Origin of the sequence: Kitasatospora sp. NBC_00240, from assembly GCF_026342405.1 — a bacterium.
In the GTDB taxonomy this organism is placed as follows: Bacteria; Actinomycetota; Actinomycetes; order Streptomycetales; family Streptomycetaceae; genus Kitasatospora.
Map to the genome: position 1 here is coordinate 8649759 of NZ_JAPEMU010000001.1, position 23249 is coordinate 8673007.

At 72.2% G+C, this 23249-nt stretch carries 15 protein-coding genes; 9 read left to right on the plus strand and 6 right to left on the minus strand.

From position 1 onward, the window contains the following. Positions 1–805: 805 nt before the first annotated feature. Positions 806–1327 carry a nuclear transport factor 2 family protein gene (locus tag OG689_RS36815; RefSeq protein WP_266325688.1) on the plus strand — a complete coding sequence of 174 codons (522 nt, stop codon included), beginning with the start codon at positions 806–808 and terminating at the stop codon, positions 1325–1327. Positions 1328–1679: 352 nt separating this feature from the next. Here the strand turns inward: OG689_RS36815 and OG689_RS36820 are convergent, their stop codons facing one another. The 5 genes from OG689_RS36820 to mutA all read right to left on the minus strand — a co-directional run bounded on the left by OG689_RS36820 (position 1680) and on the right by mutA (position 11602). Further along, on the minus strand, positions 1680–4046 hold the full coding sequence (locus OG689_RS36820; protein ID WP_266325689.1) for a SpoIIE family protein phosphatase: 2367 nt from the start codon (positions 4044–4046) through the stop codon (positions 1680–1682). Positions 4047–4297: 251 nt separating this feature from the next. Continuing rightward, complete coding sequence (locus OG689_RS36825; protein ID WP_266325691.1) at positions 4298–6037, minus strand: CocE/NonD family hydrolase; 1740 nt, start codon at positions 6035–6037, stop codon at positions 4298–4300. A gap of 471 nt (positions 6038–6508) precedes the next feature. Next, the gene (meaB, locus tag OG689_RS36830; protein WP_266325693.1) at positions 6509–7501 is read right to left on the minus strand and encodes a methylmalonyl Co-A mutase-associated GTPase MeaB; all 993 of its coding nucleotides are present in this window, start codon (positions 7499–7501) and stop codon (positions 6509–6511) included. 13 nt (positions 7502–7514) lie between these two features. Further along, a complete protein-coding gene (scpA, locus tag OG689_RS36835; protein ID WP_266327036.1) occupies positions 7515–9695 on the minus strand; it encodes a methylmalonyl-CoA mutase in 2181 nt (726 codons plus the stop codon). Positions 9696–9718: 23 nt separating this feature from the next. Further along, the gene (gene mutA / locus OG689_RS36840; protein ID WP_266325695.1) at positions 9719–11602 is read right to left on the minus strand and encodes a methylmalonyl-CoA mutase small subunit; all 1884 of its coding nucleotides are present in this window, start codon (positions 11600–11602) and stop codon (positions 9719–9721) included. Positions 11603–12456: 854 nt separating this feature from the next. Between mutA and OG689_RS36845 the strand changes: the two genes are divergently transcribed. From OG689_RS36845 to OG689_RS36880, 8 genes are all read left to right on the plus strand, one after another. Further along, complete coding sequence (locus OG689_RS36845; RefSeq protein ID WP_266325697.1) at positions 12457–12834, plus strand: cupin domain-containing protein; 378 nt, start codon at positions 12457–12459, stop codon at positions 12832–12834. Continuing rightward, a complete protein-coding gene (locus OG689_RS36850; protein ID WP_266325699.1) occupies positions 12831–14024 on the plus strand; it encodes a CoA transferase in 1194 nt (397 codons plus the stop codon). The genes OG689_RS36845 and OG689_RS36850 overlap by 4 nt, the downstream gene beginning before the upstream one ends. A gap of 130 nt (positions 14025–14154) precedes the next feature. Beyond that, on the plus strand, positions 14155–14649 hold the full coding sequence (locus tag OG689_RS36855; RefSeq protein WP_266325702.1) for a flavin reductase family protein: 495 nt from the start codon (positions 14155–14157) through the stop codon (positions 14647–14649). 99 nt (positions 14650–14748) lie between these two features. Continuing rightward, positions 14749–16248: a zinc-binding alcohol dehydrogenase family protein gene (locus OG689_RS36860; protein ID WP_266325704.1), complete on the plus strand. Its 1500-nt coding sequence runs from the start codon at positions 14749–14751 to the stop codon at positions 16246–16248. Next, positions 16245–17876, plus strand: coding sequence for a bifunctional 3-(3-hydroxy-phenyl)propionate/3-hydroxycinnamic acid hydroxylase (locus OG689_RS36865; protein ID WP_266325706.1), 1632 nt, complete (start codon positions 16245–16247; stop codon positions 17874–17876). The genes OG689_RS36860 and OG689_RS36865 overlap by 4 nt, the downstream gene beginning before the upstream one ends. Beyond that, entirely contained in the window at positions 17873–19006 is a 1134-nt protein-coding gene (locus tag OG689_RS36870; protein WP_266325708.1) for a DUF3500 domain-containing protein, read from the plus strand. Before OG689_RS36865 ends, OG689_RS36870 begins: the two co-directional genes overlap by 4 nt. A gap of 94 nt (positions 19007–19100) precedes the next feature. Beyond that, positions 19101–19955, plus strand: coding sequence for a fumarylacetoacetate hydrolase family protein (locus OG689_RS36875; RefSeq protein WP_266325710.1), 855 nt, complete (start codon positions 19101–19103; stop codon positions 19953–19955). 340 nt (positions 19956–20295) lie between these two features. Continuing rightward, positions 20296–21024 carry a GntR family transcriptional regulator gene (locus OG689_RS36880; RefSeq protein ID WP_266325712.1) on the plus strand — a complete coding sequence of 243 codons (729 nt, stop codon included), beginning with the start codon at positions 20296–20298 and terminating at the stop codon, positions 21022–21024. Between the two features lie 114 nt (positions 21025–21138). On the opposite strand, the gene acs is transcribed toward OG689_RS36880, so the two are convergent. After that, entirely contained in the window at positions 21139–23151 is a 2013-nt protein-coding gene (acs, locus tag OG689_RS36885) for an acetate--CoA ligase (RefSeq protein ID WP_266325714.1), read from the minus strand. Positions 23152–23249 lie beyond the last annotated feature (98 nt).

Here is a 23249-nt window from a genome sequence, read left to right on the forward strand (position 1 = left end):
CAGCTCGCAGGTGATTCCGCCGAACGTGGCGTCGACGTACCTGCCGCACGGATCCCGGGCGAGGGGCGCGGGTCGGACGGCGGCTGTGCGGCCCGGGTCCGCGCAGCACCGTTCGGCGTGCGCGCTCTCGGGTGGCCGTGCCGCGAGCGGCAGCCCGCCGGCCCGGCGGAAACGAATGCCGTGATGGGTACGCTAAGAGGGCGTACCGCAAAGTGTCAACATTTCTGCCGCGTTTCGCTGGGATCGACTCGCCGTGAACCCGGGGCATCCGAGGCCGGCCTGCCCGGCGGCCGGCCCTGGGTGCCCGAGGTAGGCGATCATTCTGCGTGGTGGGGGCGCCAGGAGTCCCCCGGCTCGGGAGTGCGGCAGGCGGCTGTCGCAGGCCCTCCGTGGCGGCGCCGGGGCGGCGAGCACGGCGAAGAGTGTTGACAGTCTTTCGGTAGCTCCTGATGATGGTGCCCATGTCCGCCACCTCCGTCGGCCCCGTGCCGTCGCTGGTCATGGTGGGAGCCGAGCCGGGCGCCGCCCTGCAGGACCGAGCGAAGGCAGTGCCGTCGCCGCTGGCCGGCCCCTGACCGGGGCCGCATGCGAGCCGCGACGTGCCGCCGCAGCTACCGGCCCGGAGTCGGGGAGCGTGCCTCCTCGACAGGCCGGCGCGGCGCTCGGCCGCGCTTCCCGCGCGACACTTCCGCCGCCGGCATCGAGCCAATTCTCCGATGCGAATTCGGCGTGGTAAACGAAGACAGACAAGGCTGCGATCGGGTATTCCCGCCCGTTGGCAGCTTCAGGAACAAGGAGAGCCGGCATGGTCGAGCACGACAAGGCAGCGATTATCGAGGCCCTGAATCTTTACGGTCTGGCGCTGGACGCGCACCAGTGGGACCTGTTCGACCGGGTTTTCGCCGAGGACGTGACGGCGGAATTCGGCCCGGCCGGGGCCGCCTGGAAGGGTCTCGCCGAATTCAAGCGCTCTTTCGCCGAGTTCCACGACAGTCTCGACAGGCACCAGCACACGATGATGGGCCACGTGGTGCACGTCGACGGCGACAAGGCCTACGCGTTCAGCTACGGCAACTGGCTGCTCGTGCGCGAGTCCGCCGAGGGCGGCCCGTCCTGGGAGGGGACGGGCTGGTACGACGACGAGCTCGTCCGGACCGAGCAGGGCTGGCGCATCAAGCACCGTGTCTGCCGGCTGATGGCCTGGACCGGCAACCCGCTGGTCCCCGAGCCGAACGCCGAGCACCACCCCGACATGGAGACGAACGTGCTGCGACGGCACGCCGAGGACGGGAAGATCGCGTTCCTGAAGGCGATCCAGGCGAAGTAGGCGCGGATCCGCTCCGAGCCCGGCGGACACGGCAGGAGAGTTGATCAGGGCCGAGGCGCCGGACCGGGCGCGAGCCGGCGCGTGGTCATGTCGATCACGCCGCGGCGAGGTCACGCAGGCGCTCGGCCGGGGTCTCCCGGCCGGGCGTTTTGCGTGGGCCGCCCCGGAGCTCTGTGGCGACGGCGACGCGGTGGTGACGGCAACTCTGTGGTGGCGGCGGCGACGCGGCGGTGACGGCAACTCTGTGGTGGCGACGGCGACGCGGCGGTGACGGCGACTTCGCGGTGACGGCGACGCGGCGGTGACGGCAACGAGGTGTCGCCGTCCGAACGGCTTCCGGGCCGGATCGATCTCAGGGCTGGAGCGTCTGTTCGGCCCAGATGGTCTTGCCGCTGAGCCCGTACCGGCTGCCCCAGCGGGTGGAGAGCTGGGCCACCAGGAACAGACCGCGGCCGCCCTCGTCGGTGGTGAGGGCACGGCGCAGCCGGGGCTGGGTGTTGCTGGGGTCGCTCACTTCGCAGATGAGCGTGGTGTCGTGGATGAGTCGAAGTCCGACCGGCCCGCCGGCGTAGCGGATGGCGTTGGTGACGAGCTCGCTGACGATCAGTTCGGTGGCGAAGCCCAGCTCGTCCAGCTTCCACTCGGCGAGTTTCCCGGCGACGGCGAGCCGGGCGTCCGCGACGGCCGCCGGGTCGGCCGGGAACTCCCAGTGTGCGACCGCGTCGGCAGGCAGGGCATGGGTGCGCGCGAGCAGCAGGACGGTGTCGTCACGGGCCGGCAGGTGCGCGCCCTGGGCGACGAGGGACCCGCCCACCGAGTTCAGGGTGCGACCGGCGCCGCCGAGACCGGTCAGCCGGTCGGCGATGCGGTCGACGTCGCCGTCGTAGCGCTGGGTCAGGCCGTCGGTGTAGAGGGCGATGAGGCTGTCGGGGCGGAGTTCGACGGTGCTGGGCTCGAAGGGCAGGCCGCCGATGCCCAGCGGGGGGCCGGGACGCATCGGCACCGGCTCGGCTGTGCCGTGCGGGGCGAGGAGGAGCGGTGGCGGGTGCCCCGCGGAGGCCAGGGTGCACCGGCCCGCCACCGGGTCGTAGATCATCACCAGGCAGGTCGCGCCGACGGTGTCGCGGTGCGCGGGGTCGGCCTCGGCGGTCAGGCGCGCCACCAGGCCGTCGAGCTGGGTGAGCAGTTCGTCCGGGGAGAGTTCCAGGTCCGCGAGGGTCTGGACGGCGGTGCGCAACCGGCCCATGGTGGCGGTGGCGTGCAGTCCGTGACCGGTGACGTCGCCGACGACCAGGGCCGTGCGCAGCGAGGGCAGGGCGATCACGTCGAACCAGTCGCCGCCGATCCCTGCGCCGCCCGCCGCCGGCAGGTAGTGGCCGGCGGTCTCCAGGGTGCTGGTGCGGGTGGTGGCGCGCGGGAGCAGGCGCTGCTGGAGGGCGGTGGCGGCCCGGTGCTCGCGGGTGTAGCGGCGGGCGTTGTCGATGGCGAGTGCGGCGTGCGCGGCGATCTCGGACAGCAGGTCGGTGTCCCGCCGGTCGAACGGCTCGGGGTGCTCGGTGCGCCACACCGCGGCGGCGCCGAGCACCAGGCCCCGGGCGTAGAGCGGGGCGAGAAGCAGCGAGTGGCCCTGCTCGGGGGCCGCTGCGCGGATGAAGGCCGGATCGCCGAGGCTGCTTTCCAGGGTGGCCCGGTCGACGACGATCGCCCGTCCCTGCTGGAACCGGCGGATCAGCGGGCTGTCCGGGAACGCCGGGATGGCCGCTCCCACCTGGAAGAGTGCGGCAGGCCACTCCCCGTGCGCCGGGCGGACGGCGATCCGGCGAAGGTGCAGGTCGCCCGCGCCGAGGATGCGGGCCGGCTCGTCACCGACCAGGACGGCTTCCGCGAGGTCGACCCACGCCAGGTCGCCGAAGGCGGGGACGAGCACGTCGGCGATCTCCTGGGCGCTCCGTCCCACGTCCAGGGAACGGCCGATCGCGGTGGAGGCCCGATGGCGCAGTTCCAGCCGGCGGGCCGCCTCGAACTGCGCCGTGGCATTGGTGAACAGCACGGCGACCCCTGCAGGCCTGCCCCGGACGTCCTCGGTCCGTACGGCCGACACCGAGAGGGCCCACTCCGCGCCCGGTCCGCCGGCCGGGCGGGCCCGCTGCTCGCGGGCGACCACCGGCTCACCGGTCTCCAGCAGTTCCTGGAGGGTGGCCTCGACCTCGGTCGCGTCCTGCGCCCGCATCACGTCGCCCAGTCGACTGCCGGCCAGGAACGACATGCCCTCGAAGGAGAGGGAGCCGAGATTGCTGCGCACGACGGCCAGGCTCGCGTCGCGCAGCACGAAACCGATTCGCTCCTGGCCCAGCAGGGCGCGCAGCACGGCCGCCCCCTGCTGCGCGTCGGCGGCCCGGTCGGCGGCGACCGCCAGGATCAGGTAGCGGGTGGGCGGCCCTACGGGCAGGACCCGGTACGCCACCGTGACCGTGCCGCCCGAACCGTCGACCAGCCGTGCCGTGCCCGCACTCGTACGGTCTCCGCCGGTCGAGTCGTCGCCGGTCGGTACGCGCCGGTCGGCGACGAGCCGCAGGAGCGACCGGCCGCAGACCTCGGTGGCCGGCCGGCCCAGCAGGTCCGCCGCTTCCGGGGACCACCACACCACCACGCCACGTGCATCGACCAGGGCAGCCGCGACATCGGCGAGGACGACGCTGTCGCCGGTGGAGGCACTCATCGTGTTGATCACCGCCTGTGCTGCTCACGGCCTGGGCGGAACCCGTGGCAATCTTCATTATGGATGTTCTGACTGGATAGTGGCAGTTTGTCCCTGGCGGGCACGCCCCGGCCCGGTCGCTCGGGCCGGAGGTCGTGGGGCTGGGACGGCTTCGGGCCGGCCGCCGCCCCGGGGGGCCCGAGGAGCCGTCGGAACGCCGGTCGGCCGGTACCCGGTGCGACCGGGCCGGTGGGAGCGGCCAGGTGTATCGGCTAGGCGTTCTTGACGGGGAGCTGCAGGTAGGAGGCGCGGTCGCCGCCGGTGTGGATGATGTGCTGTCCACTGTTGCGGGGGATGTAGTCGCGCGTCATCGGCATCAGCCCGCCCAGCGCGTTCTGCGCGCTGACGACCAGCCGGAGCTGCTCGCCGGGATGGAACACCAGCCCGATCGGCAGGAGGTCGATCTCGACGTCGACGACCTCGCCGGGGCTCAGCTTCTCGATCCGGTCGAAGCTGTGGGCGGGCACGTCCTCGGTCGCCAAGGCCTTGTCCAGGTGCCGGGCGGACACCCGCAGGCGCCCGTTCGAGCCCTTGTAGCGCAGGACCGAGGCGCCGTGCTCGGTGAGGTCGTGCAGCATCGCGCTGCGACCGGGCACGGTGAACTGCTGGAGGGGCGTGCCGTGCCGGTCCAGCTTCTGGACCAGGACGAACAGGTCCATGTCGTCGGCGCCGTCCGCCTCGACCCACAGTCGGGCCATGGGGTAGCCGACCATCGTCGTCTCCTCGGCGAAGCCGACCACGAAGGAGGCCAGCGCGGACTTCGACTCCGCTCTGTAGGCCGCCTGCGCCCCCTCGGCGGGCTGCGCGGTGGTCAGGGTGCGCGAGCGGGCATCGAGGTAGTACTTCGTGCGGGTGACGTCCGCCGGCGGGAAGGAGTCCGCGGCCAGGTCGACGCGGTCGCCGCCTTCGAGGTCGAGCAGGCTGTAACGGACGCGGGGCGTCTGCTCCCAGCCGTTGTCCTCGCCCTTCAGATAGTGGTCGAAGAAGCGGCGCAGGTCCTCGACGTGCTCCTCGTCGTAGTAGTCGGGCCACTCCTGCGTGTTGTGGATGCGCAGCCACTTGTCCTCGGAGGCGATCCGCCGCCAGCCGCGGAACGTGCCCGCCGTGTGCAGCGTGTTGGAGTAGCTGGCGACGACATAGGCCGGGACGGTGACGCGCTCGAACCGCGGGACCTTGTCCTCCCACAGTTCGTCGACCAGCGGGTGGCGTTCCGCCTCGGTGAGGATGTCCTCGCGGAGGTTGTTGCCCTCGTAGCTCTGCTTCTGGAGTCGTTCGGCGAAGCCGATGTCGGGCATGCCGCCGCGCAGCACGAGATCGCGGTAGACGTCGCTCAGGCCCTCCCAGGGGTTGATGGCCGCGAGGTGCGGCGGCTGCTCGGCGGCGGTGAACCACTGGGCGATCGCGAGGTAGGAGGTCCCGCTCATCGCGACCTTGCCGGTGCACCAGTCCTGAACCGCCAGCCACTCGATCAGGTCATGGCAGTCCTGGCCCTCCTGGCGTCCGAACATGACGCTGTCGCCCTCGGAGTTGGCGATGCCGCGGGGGTCGGGGTTGCAGACGGCGTAGCCCTGCGCGCACCAGTACGCCGGATCGGGGCCCTCGAACTTCTGCAGGCCCGACAGAGTCCCGTTGTCGATGCCGAGCATGGTGAACAGGCCGAGGACGCTCGGGGCGGTGCCGTGGTTCTTGCCGTACGGGCTCCAGGCGACGATGACGGGCACCTTCTCGGTGCCGGCGGGGCGGAACACGTCGACGCGAATGGTGACACCGTCGCGCAGGGTGACGGCGACGTCCTTGTCGAGCACGATGTCGGTCGGCAGGGTCCGGAATCGGGGATCGATCCGGGAGCCCGCCGGCAGGGTCCGGGTGCCGGGCTCGAACTCGTTCATGAGTCCGTGCACGGGGCCCGCCTGGTAGTGCGACGGCTCGAACGACTTCTCTTCCTGGATCATTGCCGTTTCCTCTATCTGTGGGTGGGGCGGGGCCGGTTCTGTCCGTGCCCGCCGGCGCGGTCCCATCACTGGGCGGCCCGCATTCACTGCCTGACGGCCGGCGAGGGACAGAGCGGATGGGGGTCGAAGCCCGGGGGCTCGGAGGGGGTGTCCACGATCGGGAGGGCCCGCACGCCGTACGCTGCGCCGGCTCGGCTCCGGGGGCGACTCGGACTGCTTCCTACGGGCGGTCGGCTCGGTAGGCGTGCGGGCCCGAAGGGGGTGGGGAGCCCTGCAACCCGAAGCGCGACACCTTTATCAATGTAATCTGTACTTGAGTTCCAGTCCAGGGAGTGGACCGATCACGACCACTCGACCGATCACCGACGGTCCCCAACGCTGCCGGCAGCGGCCAGGACAGCTTCCGGGGGCGGTCACGACCGCTGGTGCACCGGGAGCGGGCCCGAACGGACGCCCGCGCGGCCCGACGCCTCAGTCGGTGCTCCTGCCGAACGCGCTCAGGATCCGCTCGGCTGCCAGCGCCGCCGCCAACTCGCCCTTCCTGACCTGCCGTTCCAGGGCGGGTGCCAGTGCGCGCACGGTCGGGTGGTTGTGCAGCCGGCCCAGGAGTTCGTCGTGGACCATGGCCCAGGTCCAGTCGATCTGCTGGTCGCGTCGCTTGGCCTCCAGCGCCCCGGTCGCGTCCAGGATCTGCCGGTGCTGCTGGAGCCGCTCCCAGAGCTGGTCCAGTCCGGCGCCGCCCAGGCCGCTGCAGGTGAGGACCGGCGGGGTCCAGGCCGCGTCCGGGGCCTGGAGCAGCCGCAGTGCGCCGGCCAGCTCGCGGGCGGCCGCCTTGGCGTCCAGCTCGTGCGGGCCGTCGGCCTTGTTGACGGCGACGATGTCGGCGAGCTCCAGGACGCCCTTCTTGATGCCCTGGAGCTGGTCGCCGGTGCGGGCCAGGGTGAGCAGCAGGAAGGTGTCGACCATGCCGGCGACGGTGGTCTCCGACTGGCCGACGCCGACGGTCTCCACCAGGACGACGTCGTAGCCGGCGGCCTCCATCACGACCATGCTCTCGCGGGTCGCCCGGGCCACCCCGCCGAGGGTGCCCGAGGTCGGCGAGGGACGCACGAACGCGTTCGGGTCGACCGCGAGCTTCTCCATCCGGGTCTTGTCACCCAGGATGGAGCCGCCCGTCCGGCTGGACGAGGGGTCGACGGCGAGCACCGCGACCCGGTGGCCGAGGCCGGTGAGCATGGTGCCCAGGGCCTCGATGAAGGTGGACTTGCCGACGCCCGGGACGCCGGTGATACCGACCCGCACCGCGTTGCCGCTGTGCGGGAGCAGCTCGACCAGCAGGCGCTGGGCGAGGACGCGGTGGTCGGGGCGGGTGGACTCCACCAGGGTGATGGCCCGCGCGATGTACGCGCGCGAGCCGTCCCGCACCCCCTGGATGTACTGGTCGAGGTCGATCGTCCGGGCCATCGGCGTCAGCGGCCTACAGCTCGTGGCCGAGCTCGGCGGCCAGCGACTTCAGCAGGTCGTGGGCGGCGTCCGGGATCACCGTGCCCGGCGGGAAGACGGCGGCGGCGCCGGCCTCGTGCAGGGCGTCGAAGTCCTGCGGGGGGATGACCCCGCCGACCACGATGGTGATGTCGTCGCGGCCGGCCTCGGCCAGCGCGGTGCGCAGCGCGGGCACCAGGGTGAGGTGGCCGGCGGCCAGTGAGGAGACGCCGACGATGTGGACGTCGGCCTCGACGGCCTGCCGGGCGACCTCCTCCGGGGTCTGGAAGAGCGGGCCGACGTCGACCACGAAGCCGAGGTCGGCGAAGGCGGTGGCGATGACCTTCTGGCCGCGGTCGTGGCCGTCCTGGCCCATCTTGGCGACCAGGATGCGCGGGCGGCGGCCCTCGGCCTGCTCGAAGGCCTCGACCAGGGCGCGGGTGCGCTCGAGGGCGGTGGAGGGGCCTGCTTCGTCTCGGTACACACCGGAGATGGTACGGATCTGGCCGGAGTGGCGGCCGTAGACCGCCTCCAGGGCGTCGGAGATCTCGCCGACGGTGGCCTTGGCCCGGGCCGCTTCCACCGCCAGGGCCAGCAGGTTGCCCTCCAGGCCGCCGCCGCTCTGCGGGCCGGCCTCGGCGGAGGCGGTGAGCGCGCGCAGCGCGGCCTGGCAGGCCGCCTCGTCGCGTTCGGCGCGCAGCCGGCGGAGCTTGTCGATCTGCTGGGTGCGCACGGAGGAGTTGTCGACCTTGAGCACGTCGATCTGCTCGTCGGTGGCGACCCGGTACTTGTTGACGCCGATGACGGGCTGGCGGCCGGAGTCGATCCGGGCCTGGGTGCGGGCCGCGGCCTCCTCGACGCGCAGTTTGGGGATGCCGGCGTCGATGGCCTTGGCCATGCCGCCGGCCGCCTCGACCTCCTGGATGTGCTCCCAGGCACGGCGGGCCAGATCGTCGGTGAGCTTCTCCACGTAGGCGGAGCCGCCCCAGGGGTCGATCACCCGGCAGGTGCCGGACTCCTGCTGCAGCAGCAGCTGGGTGTTGCGGGCGATCCGGGCCGAGAAGTCGGTCGGCAGGGCCAGCGCCTCGTCGAGGGCGTTGGTGTGCAGCGACTGGGTGTGGCCCTGGGTGGCGGCCATCGCCTCCACGCAGGTGCGCGTCACGTTGTTGAAGACGTCCTGGGCGGTCAGCGACCAGCCGGAGGTCTGCGAGTGGGTGCGCAGCGACAGCGACTTGGGGTTCTTCGGCTCGAACTGCTGCACCAGCTTGGCCCAGAGCAGGCGGGCCGCGCGGAGCTTGGCGACCTCCATGAAGAAGTTCATGCCGATCGCCCAGAAGAACGACAGTCGGGGCGCGAAGGCGTCCACGTCCATGCCGGCCGCAAGGCCCGCGCGCAGGTACTCCACGCCGTCGGCCAGCGTGTAGGCCAGCTCCAGGTCGGCCGTGGCCCCGGCCTCCTGGATGTGGTAGCCGGAGATGGAGATGGAGTTGTAGCGGGGCATCTTCTGCGAGGTGTACGCGAAGATGTCGGAGATGATCCGCATGGAGGGCTGCGGCGGGTAGATGTAGGTGTTGCGGACCATGAACTCTTTGAGGATGTCGTTCTGGATGGTGCCGGCGAGCTTCTCGGGCGCCACCCCCTGCTCCTCGGCCGCCACGATGTAGAGCGCCAGGATCGGCAGCACCGCGCCGTTCATGGTCATCGACACCGACATCCGGTCCAGCGGGATGCCGTCGAAGAGCTGGCGCATGTCGTAGATCGAGTCGATCGCCACACCGGCCATGCCGACGTCGCCGGTCACCCGGGGGTGGTCGCTGTCGTAGCCGCGGTGGGTCGGCAGGTCGAAGGCGACCGACAGGCCCTTCTGGCCGGCCGCCAGGTTGCGGCGGTAGAACGCGTTGGACTCCTCGGCGGTGGAGAAGCCGGCGTACTGGCGCACCGTCCAGGGCTGGTTGACGTACATGGTGGGGTACGGTCCGCGCAGGTACGGCGCGATGCCCGGGTAGGTGGCCAGGAAGTCCAGGCCCGCCAGGTCCTCGCCGGTGTACAGCGGCTTCACGCCGATGCCCTCCGGGGTCTCCCAGAGCAGGTCGTCGACGTCCTTGCCGGTGGCCTGCTGCCAGGCCTCCCGCCACTGCCCGCCGGTGCTGCCCGGGGTGCCGGCCTCGTCGTCCAGGCCGATCTCGGTGAAGTCGGGGATCACCGTGCCGCTCCGATCTCGTCGAGGACCGAGGTGAGGACGGCGACCGCGTCGCAGCCCGCGAAGACGTATCCGTCCACCCCGGCCTTTTGGTACGCCTCGCGGTGCTCGCCCGGCTTGCCGGCCAGCAGCACCCGCCGCGCGCCGGCCGCCTTCAGTGCCGCGGCGACGGCCTCGGCGTGCTCGGCGTACAGCTTGTCGCCGGAGCACAGGCAGGCCACGCTCGCTCCGCCGGCGGTGAAGGCCTCGGCCAGCGCGGCCGCCTCGGTGCCCTCGCCGGTCACGGTGGCCAGGCCGCCGGCCTGGAACAGGTTGGCGGCGAAGGAGGACCGGCCGGTGTGCACGGCCGCCGGCCCGATCGCCGCCAGGAACAACCGGGGGCGTGCACCGGCCGCGGCCAGGACCGCGTCCGACCGGTCGCGCAGCGCCTCGAACGCCTGACCGCTCCGCACCAGCGGCAGGCCGCCACCGGGTCGCACCGGCAACGGCTCGCGGATCGGCAGCTGCTCGCCGAGATTCGGGAACTCGCTGACGCCGGTGACGGGTTCGCGGCGGTGCGCGAGGTCCGCGGAACGCCCGGCCCAGGTCGCGGCGACCCGCTCGCCCACCAGCCCCGAGACGAGCGCTGCGCGCTGCCCGCCGGCCCGCTCGATCTCCTGGAACCAGGCCCAGGCGGCGGCCGCCAGCTCCTCTGTCAGGCGCTCCACGTACCAGGAGCCGCCGGCCGGGTCGATCACCCGAGCCAGGTGCGACTCCTCCAGCAGGATCGACTGCGTGTTGCGGGCGATCCGGCGGGCGAAGGCGTCCGGCAGGCCCAGCGCGCTGTCGAACGGCAGCACCGTCACGGCGTCCGCCCCGCCCACACCCGCCGCCAGGCAGGCCACCGTGGTGCGGAGCATGTTCACCCACGGGTCGCGCTCGGTCATCATCACGCTCGAGGTGACCGCGTGCTGGCGCTGCGCGGCGGCCTGGGGCGCGGCACCGGCCACCTGGGCCACCCGCGCCCAGAGCCGGCGCGCGGCGCGGAACTTGGCGATGGTGAGGAACTGGTCCGCGGTGGCCGCGTAACGGAACTCCAGCTGCCCGCAGGCCTGGTCCACCGTCAGCCCGGCCGCGGTCAGCCCCCGCAGGTAGGCGACGCCGGTGGCCAGCGAGCAGCCGAGCTCCTGCGCCGCCGAGGCACCCGCATCGTGGTACGGCAGCGCGTCCACCGTCAGGGCACGCAGACCCGGGTACTGCCCGGCGCTACGGACCGAAAGTGTTGCGGCGTCGTCGAGCAGCGCGTCGGTGGTGCTGTCCACGCCGGTACGGGCCAGCAGGCCCAGCGGGTCGGCACCCAGGGAGCCGGTGGCGACTTCGGCGGGCACTCCGCGCTCCGCGAGGACGGCGAACAGCCGCTCGGCGGCGGTCCGGGCCCCGGCGCCGGCGTCGAGCACCACTGCGGCGAGGTCCAGGTGGACCCCCTTCAGCGCCTCGGCCAGCGCGTCGACGGGCACTCCGCCTTCGTCGACCGCCAGCCACAGCGACGTGACACCGTTCTCCAGGTCGGCGAGCACGGCCTCGTTGGTCCGGCGTGGGTCCGGGTCGGCGTGCCACTGGCGCACGTCCCAGCCGGACAGGACCGATCCCTCGGCCCGGCCCCCGCGCACGAACGGCGGGAAGCCCGGCAGCCCGGGATCGGCCGCCGTGTCGTCGGCGGTGTACAGCGGGCGGGCGCGAAGCCCGTCCTGAAGCCCGGTGGTGAGGGCGTCCTCCGCCGCGAATCCGGAGAGCTCTTTGCCGGACCTGTGCAGGACGCCCTCCACGAGGAGCCGCCACTGCTCACGTGTGCTGTCGGGGAACTCGGCGGCGAGAGTTGGCCCGTCGTGGGGCGGGACTGTCATGGAGGTCCTCACAGAGGCGCTGGACGACGTGTTGGGGTGGCAGGGCGGCCGGTACGGCCGAGGAGGCGCGTTGCGCACCGTCGCCCGGGCCCGGTCGATCTGCGGGCGACCGGGCCGTGGGCGGTGCGTTCGGCGGCGCCGGAAGCGGACGGAATCCGTACCGCCTCGCGGCCGGCCACCACGCAGTCCGAAGCGTGTGCACCGCACGGCGTCCCGGCCCGTCACGCCCGGGGGTGGAGGGGGCGTGACGGGCTCCGCAGGGGGTGTTGCGGTCAGGCTACTCAACAGGAGCTACCGCAAAGATGTCAACACTTTGCTGGCTGACCCGCCGGGGATTCGGTCTCCCTGGGCCGCCGGTGCCGGAGGGTGGGCCCGATCGGCGCCCGCCGGGGCCACGGTCGGGGGATCGCCGCCGGCATCGGCGAGGCCACCGCATATTTCCTGCTCTTCGGCGCCAGTGCGGACGGCCCGGGAGTGCTCCGAGGCTTCGCGGTCGGTCGGGTCCGCCGAAGTCGTCCCGATGTCAGGCCTCAGCGAGCCTGCGCCAAAATGTTGACATCTTTGCTGTGACTCGTATCGTGGTGTCCCAGCCGCCACCCTCTTCGGCCGGGTCAGTGACAGCCCGTCGAAGGCGGCCCGGGGCAGGTGCCCGACAGGGGCCGCACCTACACCCCCGGTGAGGGCGTGGCCGACACCGTCATCGTCCGCCGCGTCCTCACCGCCCTGGAGAGGAGCGGGCAGCCGCTGCCCATGCGCCTGCTGCCCGCCCGCCCCGCGCCCTGTCGCCGACCGGGCCACCGCCACCACCGCCGCGAGCACCTGACCCGCCGCCCGCCAGAATCGAGTACCACGCCGTGCCGATCGACATCACCCAACTCATCCAGGCCCAACGCTTCGAGCCCGTCGGCCACAGCGGCGTCGGACCCGTCCACCTCTTCGGCGGCGAGCGCTACGACGGTGCCGTGACGGTGGCCCTCTCGCACTACCTGCCCGGCGGCCGGGCCGACATGTCACCCGTCCCGGTGGAGACGCTCTACCTGGTGCTGACGGGCAGCCTGACCCTTCTCGACGCCGACGGCGCGACCCACGTCCTGAACGCCCTCGACGGGGCTCGGCTCACGACCGGGACGCTCCGCGGCGTCGAGAACCGCACCAACCTGCCCGCGAGCATGCTGGTGATCCGCCCGAACCCGGACGGCCCGCAGGCGAACGCGCCGGAGGCCCGGTCATGAGCGGGCCGCTCGACGGGCTGCTCGTCGTCGACCTCACCCGCGCCCTCGCCGGACCGCAGGCCGCGATGATGCTCGGTGACCTCGGAGCCCGCGTGATCAAGGTCGAGAGCCCCGCCGGGGACGACACCCGGTCCTGGGGCCCTCCCTTCGTCCGCATCGGTGACAACGCGCCCGAGTCGACGTACTTCCTTTCCTGCAACCGCAACAAGGAATCGATCGCCCTCGACCTGAAACGGGACGAGGACGCACAGGTGCTGGCCCGGCTCATCGAGCGGGCGGACGTCCTGCTGGAGAACTTCAAGCCGGGCGCGCTGCGGCGGCTCGGATTCGGCAACGCGCGGCTGATGGAGCTCAACCCGCGCCTGGTGACGCTGTCGATCAGCGGATTCGGGCACGACGGCCCCGAGTCCCACCGCGCCGGGTACGACCAGATCGCCCAGGGTGAGGCCGGACTGATGTCCCTCACCGGACCGGATCCCACCGACCCCCAGCGCGTCGGCGTTCCCATCGGCGACCTGCTCGCCGGCATCAACGGCGCGTTCGGCGTGCTGGCGGCACTGCGGGAGCGCGACCGTACCGGCCTGGGACAGGTCGTGCGCACGTCGCTGCTCTCCGCCGTCGTCGCGGCGCACGCGTTCCAGGGAACCCGCTGGACGGTGGCGGGCGAGGTCGGCCGTGCGCAGGGCAACCAGCACCCGACCATCGCCCCGTACGGCCTGTTCCGCTGCTCGGGCGGGAGCGTGCAGATCGCCTGCGGGAACGACGCCATGTGGCACCGCCTCTGCGCCGCCTTCGACCTCGCCGACGACGACCCGCGCTTCGCGACGAACGCCGACCGCACGGCGAACCGGGCCGAGCTCACCGAGATCCTCGAATTGGTGTTCGCCGGGTACGAGCCGGAAGCGCTCCTGCGGCGCCTCGCCGAGATCGGCATCCCCGCCGGCCGGGTCCGCACCCTCGACGAGGTCTACGAGTGGGAGCAGACGCGCTCGCAGCAGCTCCTCGTCGATGTCGAGCACCAGAGCCTGGGGAAGATCACCCTGCCCGGCTCGGCCCTGCGGACCTTCAGTGTCGACTCCACGGGCGCGGAGACCGAGACGACCCGCGTCGACCACGTCGCGCCCCCCGTCCTCGGCGCCCACGCCGACGCCATCCGCGACTGGCTGAGCGAAACCCCGGCCCGGTCCTGAGACCGCGAGAGGTCCGAGGGTCGGGTCCAGTGGTCCGACGCCGGGCGGCATGACAACCGATGACACCCGGGCGACCACGCCCGCGCCAACCGGAAGCGAGCGCTGGGCGCCGGCCGGGGAAGGAGTTTCGATGAGAGGTATCGAGCCGGTGACGGCCGCGGACCAGCTGCGGCGGGCCTTCGGGTGCTTCCCCTCCGGGGTCACCGCCCTGTGCGCGCGGCGTGGCGGTGAGCCCCTGGGCCTGGCCGCAAGCTCGTTCACGTCCGTCTCCATGGACCCGCCGCTGGTGTCGGTGTGCATCCAGCACACCTCCACCACCTGGCCGAAGCTCCGGGAGCAGCCCCGACTGGGACTGAGCGTCCTGGCCGAGGGGCAGGACGACATCTGCGCACGGCTGGCCAGCAGGACGGGCAACCGCTTCGCGGGGACGGACTGGTACTCCTCCGGCAACGGCAGCGTCTTCCTGGACGGAGCCACCCTGTGGCTCGACTGCACGATCCACGAGGAGGTCCCGTTCGGGGACCACGACATCGTCCTGTTGCGGATCCTCGGGCTCAGCGCGTCCCCGGACACCTCCCCGCTGGTCTACCACGCCAGCCGTTTCCGGAGTCTGGCCACCATCTGAGCAGCCGACGTGCCGCCCTCCAGGGCGGCCGCGGCCGCTCACAGCCGTCACACAGGCCGGTCGACGACGTCGTTCCCCCGGCCTTGAAAGTGGAGATCCATGCTGCGAGAAGGAAGACTCGTCGGACCCGTTGTCGGTCTGCGGTACCAAACCCCCACCTGCTCGGGATTCACCGACGGGGAGGGACGCTTCGAGTACCGGGACGACGAAGTCGTCACGTTCTCGGTGGGTGCCGTGCCGGTCGGCACGGCACCGGGAGCCGAGCGGCTCACCGTCGCGGACATCGTCGGGGGGGTGCACGGGGATCCCGGCCGGCCGGCCGGCACGGGTCCGGGTCCGGCGAACATCGCCCGCTTCCTGCAGGCGCTCGACCGGAGCGGGACCAGCGACGGCAGCATCACCCTGAGGTCCGGGACCCATGAGCCGGCAGGGGACCGCCTCGCCGGATCGGGCCACGGGCCGGTGCGGCCCGACCCGCAGGAGGGGATCCCGGCGGCGATCGTCGACGCCCCCGGCGCCGAACCGCGCCTGGGCACGGTCGTGCTGCCGTCGCGGACGCCCGGCAGCACGCTCGTGGCCGTGGTGGCGGCCCCCCTGAACCCGCTCGACCTGGTCATCGCCTCGGGGACGTTCCACTCGGCCCGGCACGAGGCCCCCTACGTCCCGGGCAGCGAATGCGTGGGCGTGGTGCTCGACTCGGATCGCTACCCCATCGGCTCCTGGGTCTACGCCGAGTGCCACGCCTCGCCGGCCACCCCGGGTACCTTCGCCACCCAGGTGCTGGTCGCCGACGAGGACCTGCTGCCGCTGCCCGACGGACTCGACCCGGTGCTGACCGCGGCGGTCGGCAACTCCGGCACGGCGGCGTTCATGCCACTGATCGAGAACGCCGCCCTGCGGCCGGGGGAGACGGTGCTCGTACTGGGAGCCACCGGCGCGGTCGGAAAGCTGGCGATCCAGGTGGCGCGCCGCAGCGGAGCGGGCCACGTGGTCGGGGTCGCCCGCGACCGTGCGGCGCTGGACCACCTCCTGCCGCTCGGCGCGGACGCCGTCGTCGAGCTGCGTACCGGTGAGAGCGTCGAAGAGCTGGCGGCTCGCCTGCTGGCGGCGAGCGGGCCGGTGGACGTCGTCCTCGACGGCGTGTACGGGCTGCCGCTGGAGGCGGCTCTGCAGGTGTGCGCGCCACGGGCGCGGGTGGTCAACATCGGCAACCCGGCCGGTGCGACCGCGCAGGTGCCGGCCGGTCTGCTGCGGGGCAAGCAGCTCACCCTGTCCGGATTCGCCGGCCTGCACACCCCGTTGCGGGACAAGCAGCCGGCACTGACGTGGCTGTGGAGCGCCCTCGCCCGCGACGAGCTCCAGGTCGAGGTCCGCACCTTCCCGCTCGAAGAACTTCCGACGATGTGGCGGGAGCAGGCGGGCTCGCCGCACGCCAAGTGCGTGGTCCTGCCAGGAAACGCCGACCGCCCGCGATCCGTCCCGATCCGACCGGAGCAGACGACCGTGACCCCTGCCCCCGTACTCCCCGGCTCCGCACCGGCCTGCGACCGACCGGCTTCCTTCGCGGGCAGCCCGGATGCGGGGGAGTCGGCCGCATGACGACGCGACCCGATCCCGATGCCGCAGCCCTGTCGCCCGTCGTCGACTGCGTGATCGTCGGCGGCGGCCCGGTCGGCCTGCTGACCGCCGTCCTCCTCGGGCAGGCCGGCCTGCGGGTGTCCGTCGTGGAGCGCCAGCCGCAGCGGTATCCGTTGCCGCGGGCGTGCACCATCGACCACGAGGCGCTGCGCATCCTGCAGGCCGCAGGACTCATGGACGACCATGCCGGCCTGTTCGAACCGTCCCAGGGCGAACGTGGCGGGTACGAGTTCCGCAACGGCGAGGGCGAACTTCTGCGGGCCATCGACTGGAACAGGCCCGCCGAGTCGGGGTGGGCGAACACCAACGGCTTCTACCAGCCCGACCTGGAGACCGCCCTCGAGGACCTGGCGGTCTCGACGCCGGGTGTCACGGTCCACCGCGGACGGACCTTCCAGCACCTGGTGCAGGACGACGGGGGAGTGACCGTCAGCGTCGCCCCCACCGGGCAGCCGGGCAGCGTCGTGCAGGTCCGTTCCCGGTGGCTCGTCGGCGCGGACGGGGCCAACAGCCCGGTCCGCACCCTGCTCGGCATCGACGTCGGGGATTCGGGGTTCCAGGCCGACTGGCTGGTGGTGGACTACCAGCCGCTGGTCGAGGAGGACTGGAGCGCCTTCGTCACCCAGTACTGCGACCCGGCGCAGCCGGCCACCGCGGTCAACAGCGGTCCGGGCCGGCGGCGGTTCGAGTTCATGCGCCGCGCGGACACCACCGTCGAGGAACTGGGACTGGACAGCACGGCCTGGCGGCTGATGGCGCCCTGGGGCGTGACGCCGGAGACGGCCCGGCTGGAGCGGCACGCCGTCTACACCTTCCGCGGACGGTGGGCGCACAGCTGGCGCGAGGGGAACGTCTTCCTCGCGGGTGACGCCGCCCACCTGATGCCCCCGTTCCTCGGGCAGGGTCTCTGCGCGGGCCTGCGGGACGCCCGGGCGCTCAGCTGGCGGATGGGCATGGTCCACCGCGGGCTGGCGCCGTCGGCGGTGCTCGACACGTACGGGCCGGAACGCACCGGACACGTCCGGGAGATCATCGACGAGGCGGTGGCCGCCGGACGGGTCATCTGCGAACTCGACGTGGACCGGGCCGCCGCCCGGGACGCGGCGATGAGACGGGCCGGCGGTCCCGACGCCGCTGCCCAGGAGCCCCCGCACCCCCGCCTGGGCGAGCCGTCGCTGACGCTCGCGAGCAGGGGCGCCGACGGGCGGCTGGCGCCGCAGGGCCGGGTCCGCGCCGGCGACCGGGTGGGCCTGTTCGACGATCTCGTCGGCGGTGGCTGGCAGTTGATCAGCCGTGCCGGGGACCCGGCCCGGCTCCTGGGCGACGCCGACCTGAGGTGGTTCCGGGAGATCGGCGGCGTGCTCGCCGACGTGTCGGGCGAAGGCCCCGTCCAGGATCTCGACAATGCCTACGAGCGCTGGTTCACCGAGCACGGGTGCGACGCGTTCCTCGCCCGGCCGGATTTCTACGTGTTCGCGGCCGGCGAGCACACCGACATCCCCCGTTTCGTCTCGCTCCTGCGCCAGGCGTTCCAGCCGGCCGCACAGGACCGGGTCCGTCCACGAGGAAACCAAGGAGGTTCGTCATGACGACAACGCCGCATCCCGAGGGGGACCTTCCGGAGGCGCACCGGCCGCGCGAGGGAGGTTCGTTCGACGCGACGCTGGTCACGTTCGCGGCGATGGTGCTGTTCGACGCCCTGAGCGCCGATCAGCGCGCGCGGGTGCTGCTGCCCCGCACCGATCCCGGCCGGACGCACTGGAACTTCCTGCCGGAGTCCGGCCGGCACGGCCTCCCGCTCTGGGACCTGGACCGTCGTCAGGAGGTGCTGGCGCACCGGCTGATCGCCGAGTCGATGTCGATCCCGGCCTACGCCCGGGTCATTCAGGTGATGGCCAACGAGCATGTGCTCCGCGAGCTCAACCTGCCCGTGTTCGGGCACACCGCGGCCGCCTTCCGCGACGCCCGCGGTTACTTCCTCACCTTCTTCGGCCAGCCGCAGCCGGACACGACCTGGGGCTGGCGCCTGGTCGGCCACCACCTGTCGATCAACGTCACCGTCGTCGACGGCGACCTGCTCAGTGCCACCCCCTTCCTGCTCGGCGCCGAACCCGCCCGCTTCGGGCCCTTCCGGATCCTGGGCGAGGAGGAGGACACCGCCTTCGCCCTGCTCGACAGCCTCACCGGCCCCCAGCAGCGGCAGGCGATCATCCACTCCAAGCCGCCGGCGGACTTCGTCACCCGCACCGTCGCGACCATCGGCGAGGTCGAGTACCCGGCCCTGCACGGTGTCGGTCGCCGGGACGCGATGATCACCGACGAGGACCGCAAGGCCCTGGCCTACTTCCGGGCCCATCCCCGTGGTATCCGCGCCGGTGACCTCTCGGCCGTCCAGCGCGCGCACTTCGACGACCTGCTCGCCAGGTTCGTCGAGCGTTCCCGTCCGGGTCAGGTCGGCTTCGAGATGGACCGGATCGCGGCCGCCGGCGGGGTCGAGGAGCTGCGCTTCGCCTGGGCCGGCGGCACCAGCATCGAACAGCCGCACTACTTCCGGATCCAGGGTCCGGTCACCCTCGTCGAGTTCGACAATGCCGAGGACAACGCCAACCACGTGCACAGCGTCTGGCGCGACCCCTCGAACGACTTCGGCGCCGACCTGCTGATCCAGCATCACCTCGACCATGACCACACCGGCCCGCACGCGGACCACGCCGTTTGAACAGCGGCGCCGCCGCTCGCGGCGCACCAGCCAGCAACGTCAGAGGGGTCCTGGGCCGAGTCCCGGAGACCGGAAAGGGAAATCAGTGAGAATCGTGGGCGTCAGGCGATCGCAAACCGACTCCGCCGTGGAGGTCGCGGCCCTGTCCGAACAGGGCGACGAAGTCACGGTCCTCGGTTCGCTCGCGGACTTCTGGGCCGACCCGGCGGGGCATCTCTCCCGGCAGCCCGCCGGCCCGACCCTCGCTGTCGCCTCGGTCGAGCGGGTTCCTCCCGTACTCCCCGGCGCGCGCGTGTTCTGCATCGGGCTCAACTATTCGGACCACGCCGCCGAAGGCAGTTTCCGCGACCAGGAGCTGCCGCCGTACCCCACCCTGTTCGCCCGCTGGCCCCAGTCCCTGAGCGTGGACGGGACCGAGGTCCCCGTGCCCTCCAACGAGGACGGACTGGACTGGGAGGGCGAGGTCGTCGCCTGGGTCGGCGCCCCGCTCGTCGACGCCACTCCGGAGGAGGCGCTGGCGTCGGTGGTCGGGTACTCCGCGTTCAACGATCTGACCGCCCGCAGGGCGCAGAAGCTGACTTCCCAGTGGATCCTGGGCAAGAACGGGGACCGGTCCGGGCCGATCGGACCGATGGTTCCCGTGGCGGAGGTCGGCGACCTGAAGCAGGGCCTGCGGCTGCAGACCCGCGTCAACGGCGAGACCATGCAGGACGCCTCGACCGATCAGATGATCTACCCGGTCGGCGAGACGCTGTCCTTCATCTCGCACACCCTGTCACTGCGCCCCGGCGATCTCCTCGCGACCGGTACGCCGGCGGGAGTCGGCTATGCGCGCACGCCCCCTCGGCTGCTGCAGCCCGGGGACGTGGTCGAGGTCGAGGTGGAACGGCTGGGCATAGTGCGCAACACCGTGGTGGGCAACCACCGTCGGTCGGAACAGGTCTCCTAGCTCCGCCGGCGACCGTTCGACGGGACCGGCGAGCCGCCTGTCGAGGGCCGCTGGGCCTTCGTCGGCCGGGGCGGAGGAGGACGCGGTCGGTTCGCGGGTTCTCGCCCGCGGGAGTCCTAGAAGTGTCAACATTTTTCGCCGCCCCGTCGGAGTCCTGCCCCTCCCATGCGCCGGGAATGCGCGATCGGAGCGAGGGTGCAGCATCCGACGGGGCTGAGCCACCCGCGAAAGTGTCGGCAGACTGATGGTCGCCGTCGGATACGGTGGTACTTGCAGCTCGTCCGGGCGGGTCCAGGTGACCGCCCGGACGCCGTAGGGAAACGCGAAAGGCCGGCATGCGATGACAGCACGGGTAGCCGAGGTGGCGAACACGCCCGCCCACCCCGACGAGGTGAGCAGGGCCCACCATGCGCTGCGACGCGCCATCATGCACGGCGAGCTGCGCGCCGGCGACCCGCTGTCGCAGGTCGAACTCGCCCGGCAGCTGGGCGTGAGCCGCGGTCCTCTGCGGGAGGCGCTCAGAATCCTCCAGCGTGAGGGCTTCATCCAGCAGGAGTCCCAGCACCGTGCCCGGGTGGCGGCATTCAGCGACGAGGACCTCGACGAGCTCTACGCCATGCGTATCAGCCTTGAATCGCTGGCGATCGGGATCGCCGTCCCGCGCATGAGCGAGGAGCACCTCCGACGACTCGACCAGTTGTTGCAGGAGATGGACGACAAGGCCAGCACCGGGGACGTCGAGCAGTGGGAGTGCCCGCACGAGGAATTCCACCGCGCACTGGTCCACCCGTCCGGCCCGCGCATCGAACGGGAACTCGCCCTGCTGTCGGACCACGCCACCCGCTACCGGATGGCCTTCGTGTCGTGGAACCCCCTCGAATGGCAGGCGGGTACGAGCGAGCAGCACCGCACGATCGCCGAGGCGGTGAAGTCCCGCGACGCGAGTGCTGCCTCGCGCACCCTGGCGGCCCACCTCGGCCGCACCGCCCTCGTCGTCCTCTCGATCGCATCCCCCACGTACGAGCCGGTCCGCATCCGCAGAGCTCTCGCTGCCGCCTGCAGCTCGTAGCCGCTCCCGGTCCTGATCGCTTTCGGGTCGAACGGACCTGGTCGGACACGCCCCCGGGGCGGGACGGGACGCGACACCGCCCGGGGGACGCCTCGGCAGATCCGGTACCGGGGATCAGCTCCCGATGCCCTTGGTGGGGAGTTGGGACTGGATGAGGTTCATGACGTTGCTGTCGGCGAGGGTGGTGGTGTCGCCGACCTCGCGGCCTTCGGCGATGTCGCGCAGCAGGCGGCGCATGATCTTGCCGGAGCGGGTCTTGGGGAGTTCGCCGACGACCTTGACCTGCTTGGGTTTGGCGATGGGGCCGAGGGTGCGGCCGACGTGGGCGCGCAGTTCCTCGACGAGTTCGGGGCTGTCGGTGGCGGTTGCGCGCAGGATGACGAACGCGACGATGGCCTGGCCGGTGGTGGCGTCGGTGGCGCCGACGACGGCGGACTCGGCGACGGCGGGGTGGCCGACGAGCGCGGATTCGACCTCGGTGGTGGAGATGTTGTGGCCGGAGACGAGCATGACGTCGTCGACGCGGCCGAGCAGCCAGATGTCGCCGTCCTCGTCCTTCTTGGCGCCGTCGCCGGCGAAGTAGCGCCACGCGGCGTCGGCCGCAGATGCGCCGGGGCCGAAGCGGGACCAGTAGGTGTCGATGTAGCGCTGGTCGTCGCCCCAGATGGTGCGGAGCATGGACGGCCAGGGTTCGGTGAGGACGAGGTAGCCGCCGGCGCCGTCGGGGACCTCACGGGCCTCGTCGTCGACGACGGTGGCGGCGATGCCGGGCAGCGCGCGCTGGGCGGAGCCGGGTTTGGTGGTGGTGACGCCCGGCAGCGGGCTGATCATCATGGCGCCGGTCTCGGTCTGCCACCAGGTGTCGACGACGGGGGCCTTGCCGGCGCCGATGTGCTCGCGGTACCAGACCCACGCCTCGGGGTTGATCGGCTCCCCGACCGATCCCAGCACCCGCAGGGTGGAGAGGTCGAACTTGGCGGGGATGTCGTCGCCCCACTTCATGAAGGTGCGGATCGCGGTGGGCGCGGTGTAGAGGATGGTGACGCCGTACTTCTGGACGATCTCCCAGAAGCGGCCCTGGTGCGGGGTGTCGGGGGTGCCCTCGTAGATGACCTGGGTGGCGCCGTTGGCGAGCGGCCCGTAGACGATGTAGGAGTGGCCGGTGACCCAGCCGATGTCGGCGGTGCACCAGTAGACGTCCGACTCGGGCTTGAGGTCGAAGACGGCGTGGTGGGTCCAGGCGGCCTGGGTGAGGTAGCCGCCGGTGGTGTGCAGGATGCCCTTGGGCTTCCCGGTGGTGCCGGAGGTGTAGAGGATGAACAGCGGGTGCTCGGCGTCGTGCGGCTGCGCGGTGTGCTCGGCCGGCTGGCGCTCGACGATGTCGTGCCACCACACGTCGCGGCCCTCGGTGAAGGCGGTGTCCTGGCCGGTGCGGCGCACCACCAGGACGTGCTCGACCTGCGGGCACTTCGCCAGGGCCTCGTCGATGGCGGGCTTGAGGGCGGTGGGCTTGCCGCGGCGGTGGCCGCCGTCGGCGGTGATGACGAGCTTGGCGTCGGCGTCCTGGATGCGGGAGGCGACGGCGTCGGCGGAGAAGCCGCCGAAGACCACGGAGTGGGTGGCGCCGATGCGGGCGCAGGCGAGCATCGCGACGACGGCCTCGGGGATCATCGGCAGGTAGACGGCGACGCGGTCGCCCTTGGCGACGCCGAGCTCGATCAGGGCGTTGGCGGCGCGGGAGACCTCGTCCTTGAGCTGGGCGTAGGTGATGGCGCGGCTGTCGCCGGGCTCGCCCTCGAAGTGGATGGCGACGCGGTCGCCGTGGCCGGCGTCCACGTGCCGGTCCACGCAGTTGTGGGCGACGTTGAGGGTGCCGTCGGCGAACCACCTGGCGAACGGCGGGTTCGACCAGTCGAGGGTCTCGGTGGGCTCGGTGGCCCAGTCGAGACGGCGCGCCTGCTCCGCCCAGAACGCCAGCCGGTCCTCGGAGGCCTGCGCGTAGGCGGCCGCCGTGACGTTGGCCGCGGCGGCGAGCTCCGCGGGCGGGGCGAACCGCCGCTCCTCCTGCACGATGCCGACGGCAGGCCCACTGTCGACCGCTTTTCCGCCGTCCCTGGACGCAGACATATCTACGCTCTCTTTCTCAGATCCTTGATCGGGTGTTCCTGCGCGATATCGAGGCCCCGGCAGGCGTGGCCTCGTGGCGGCGCGCAGCGCCTCGGCCA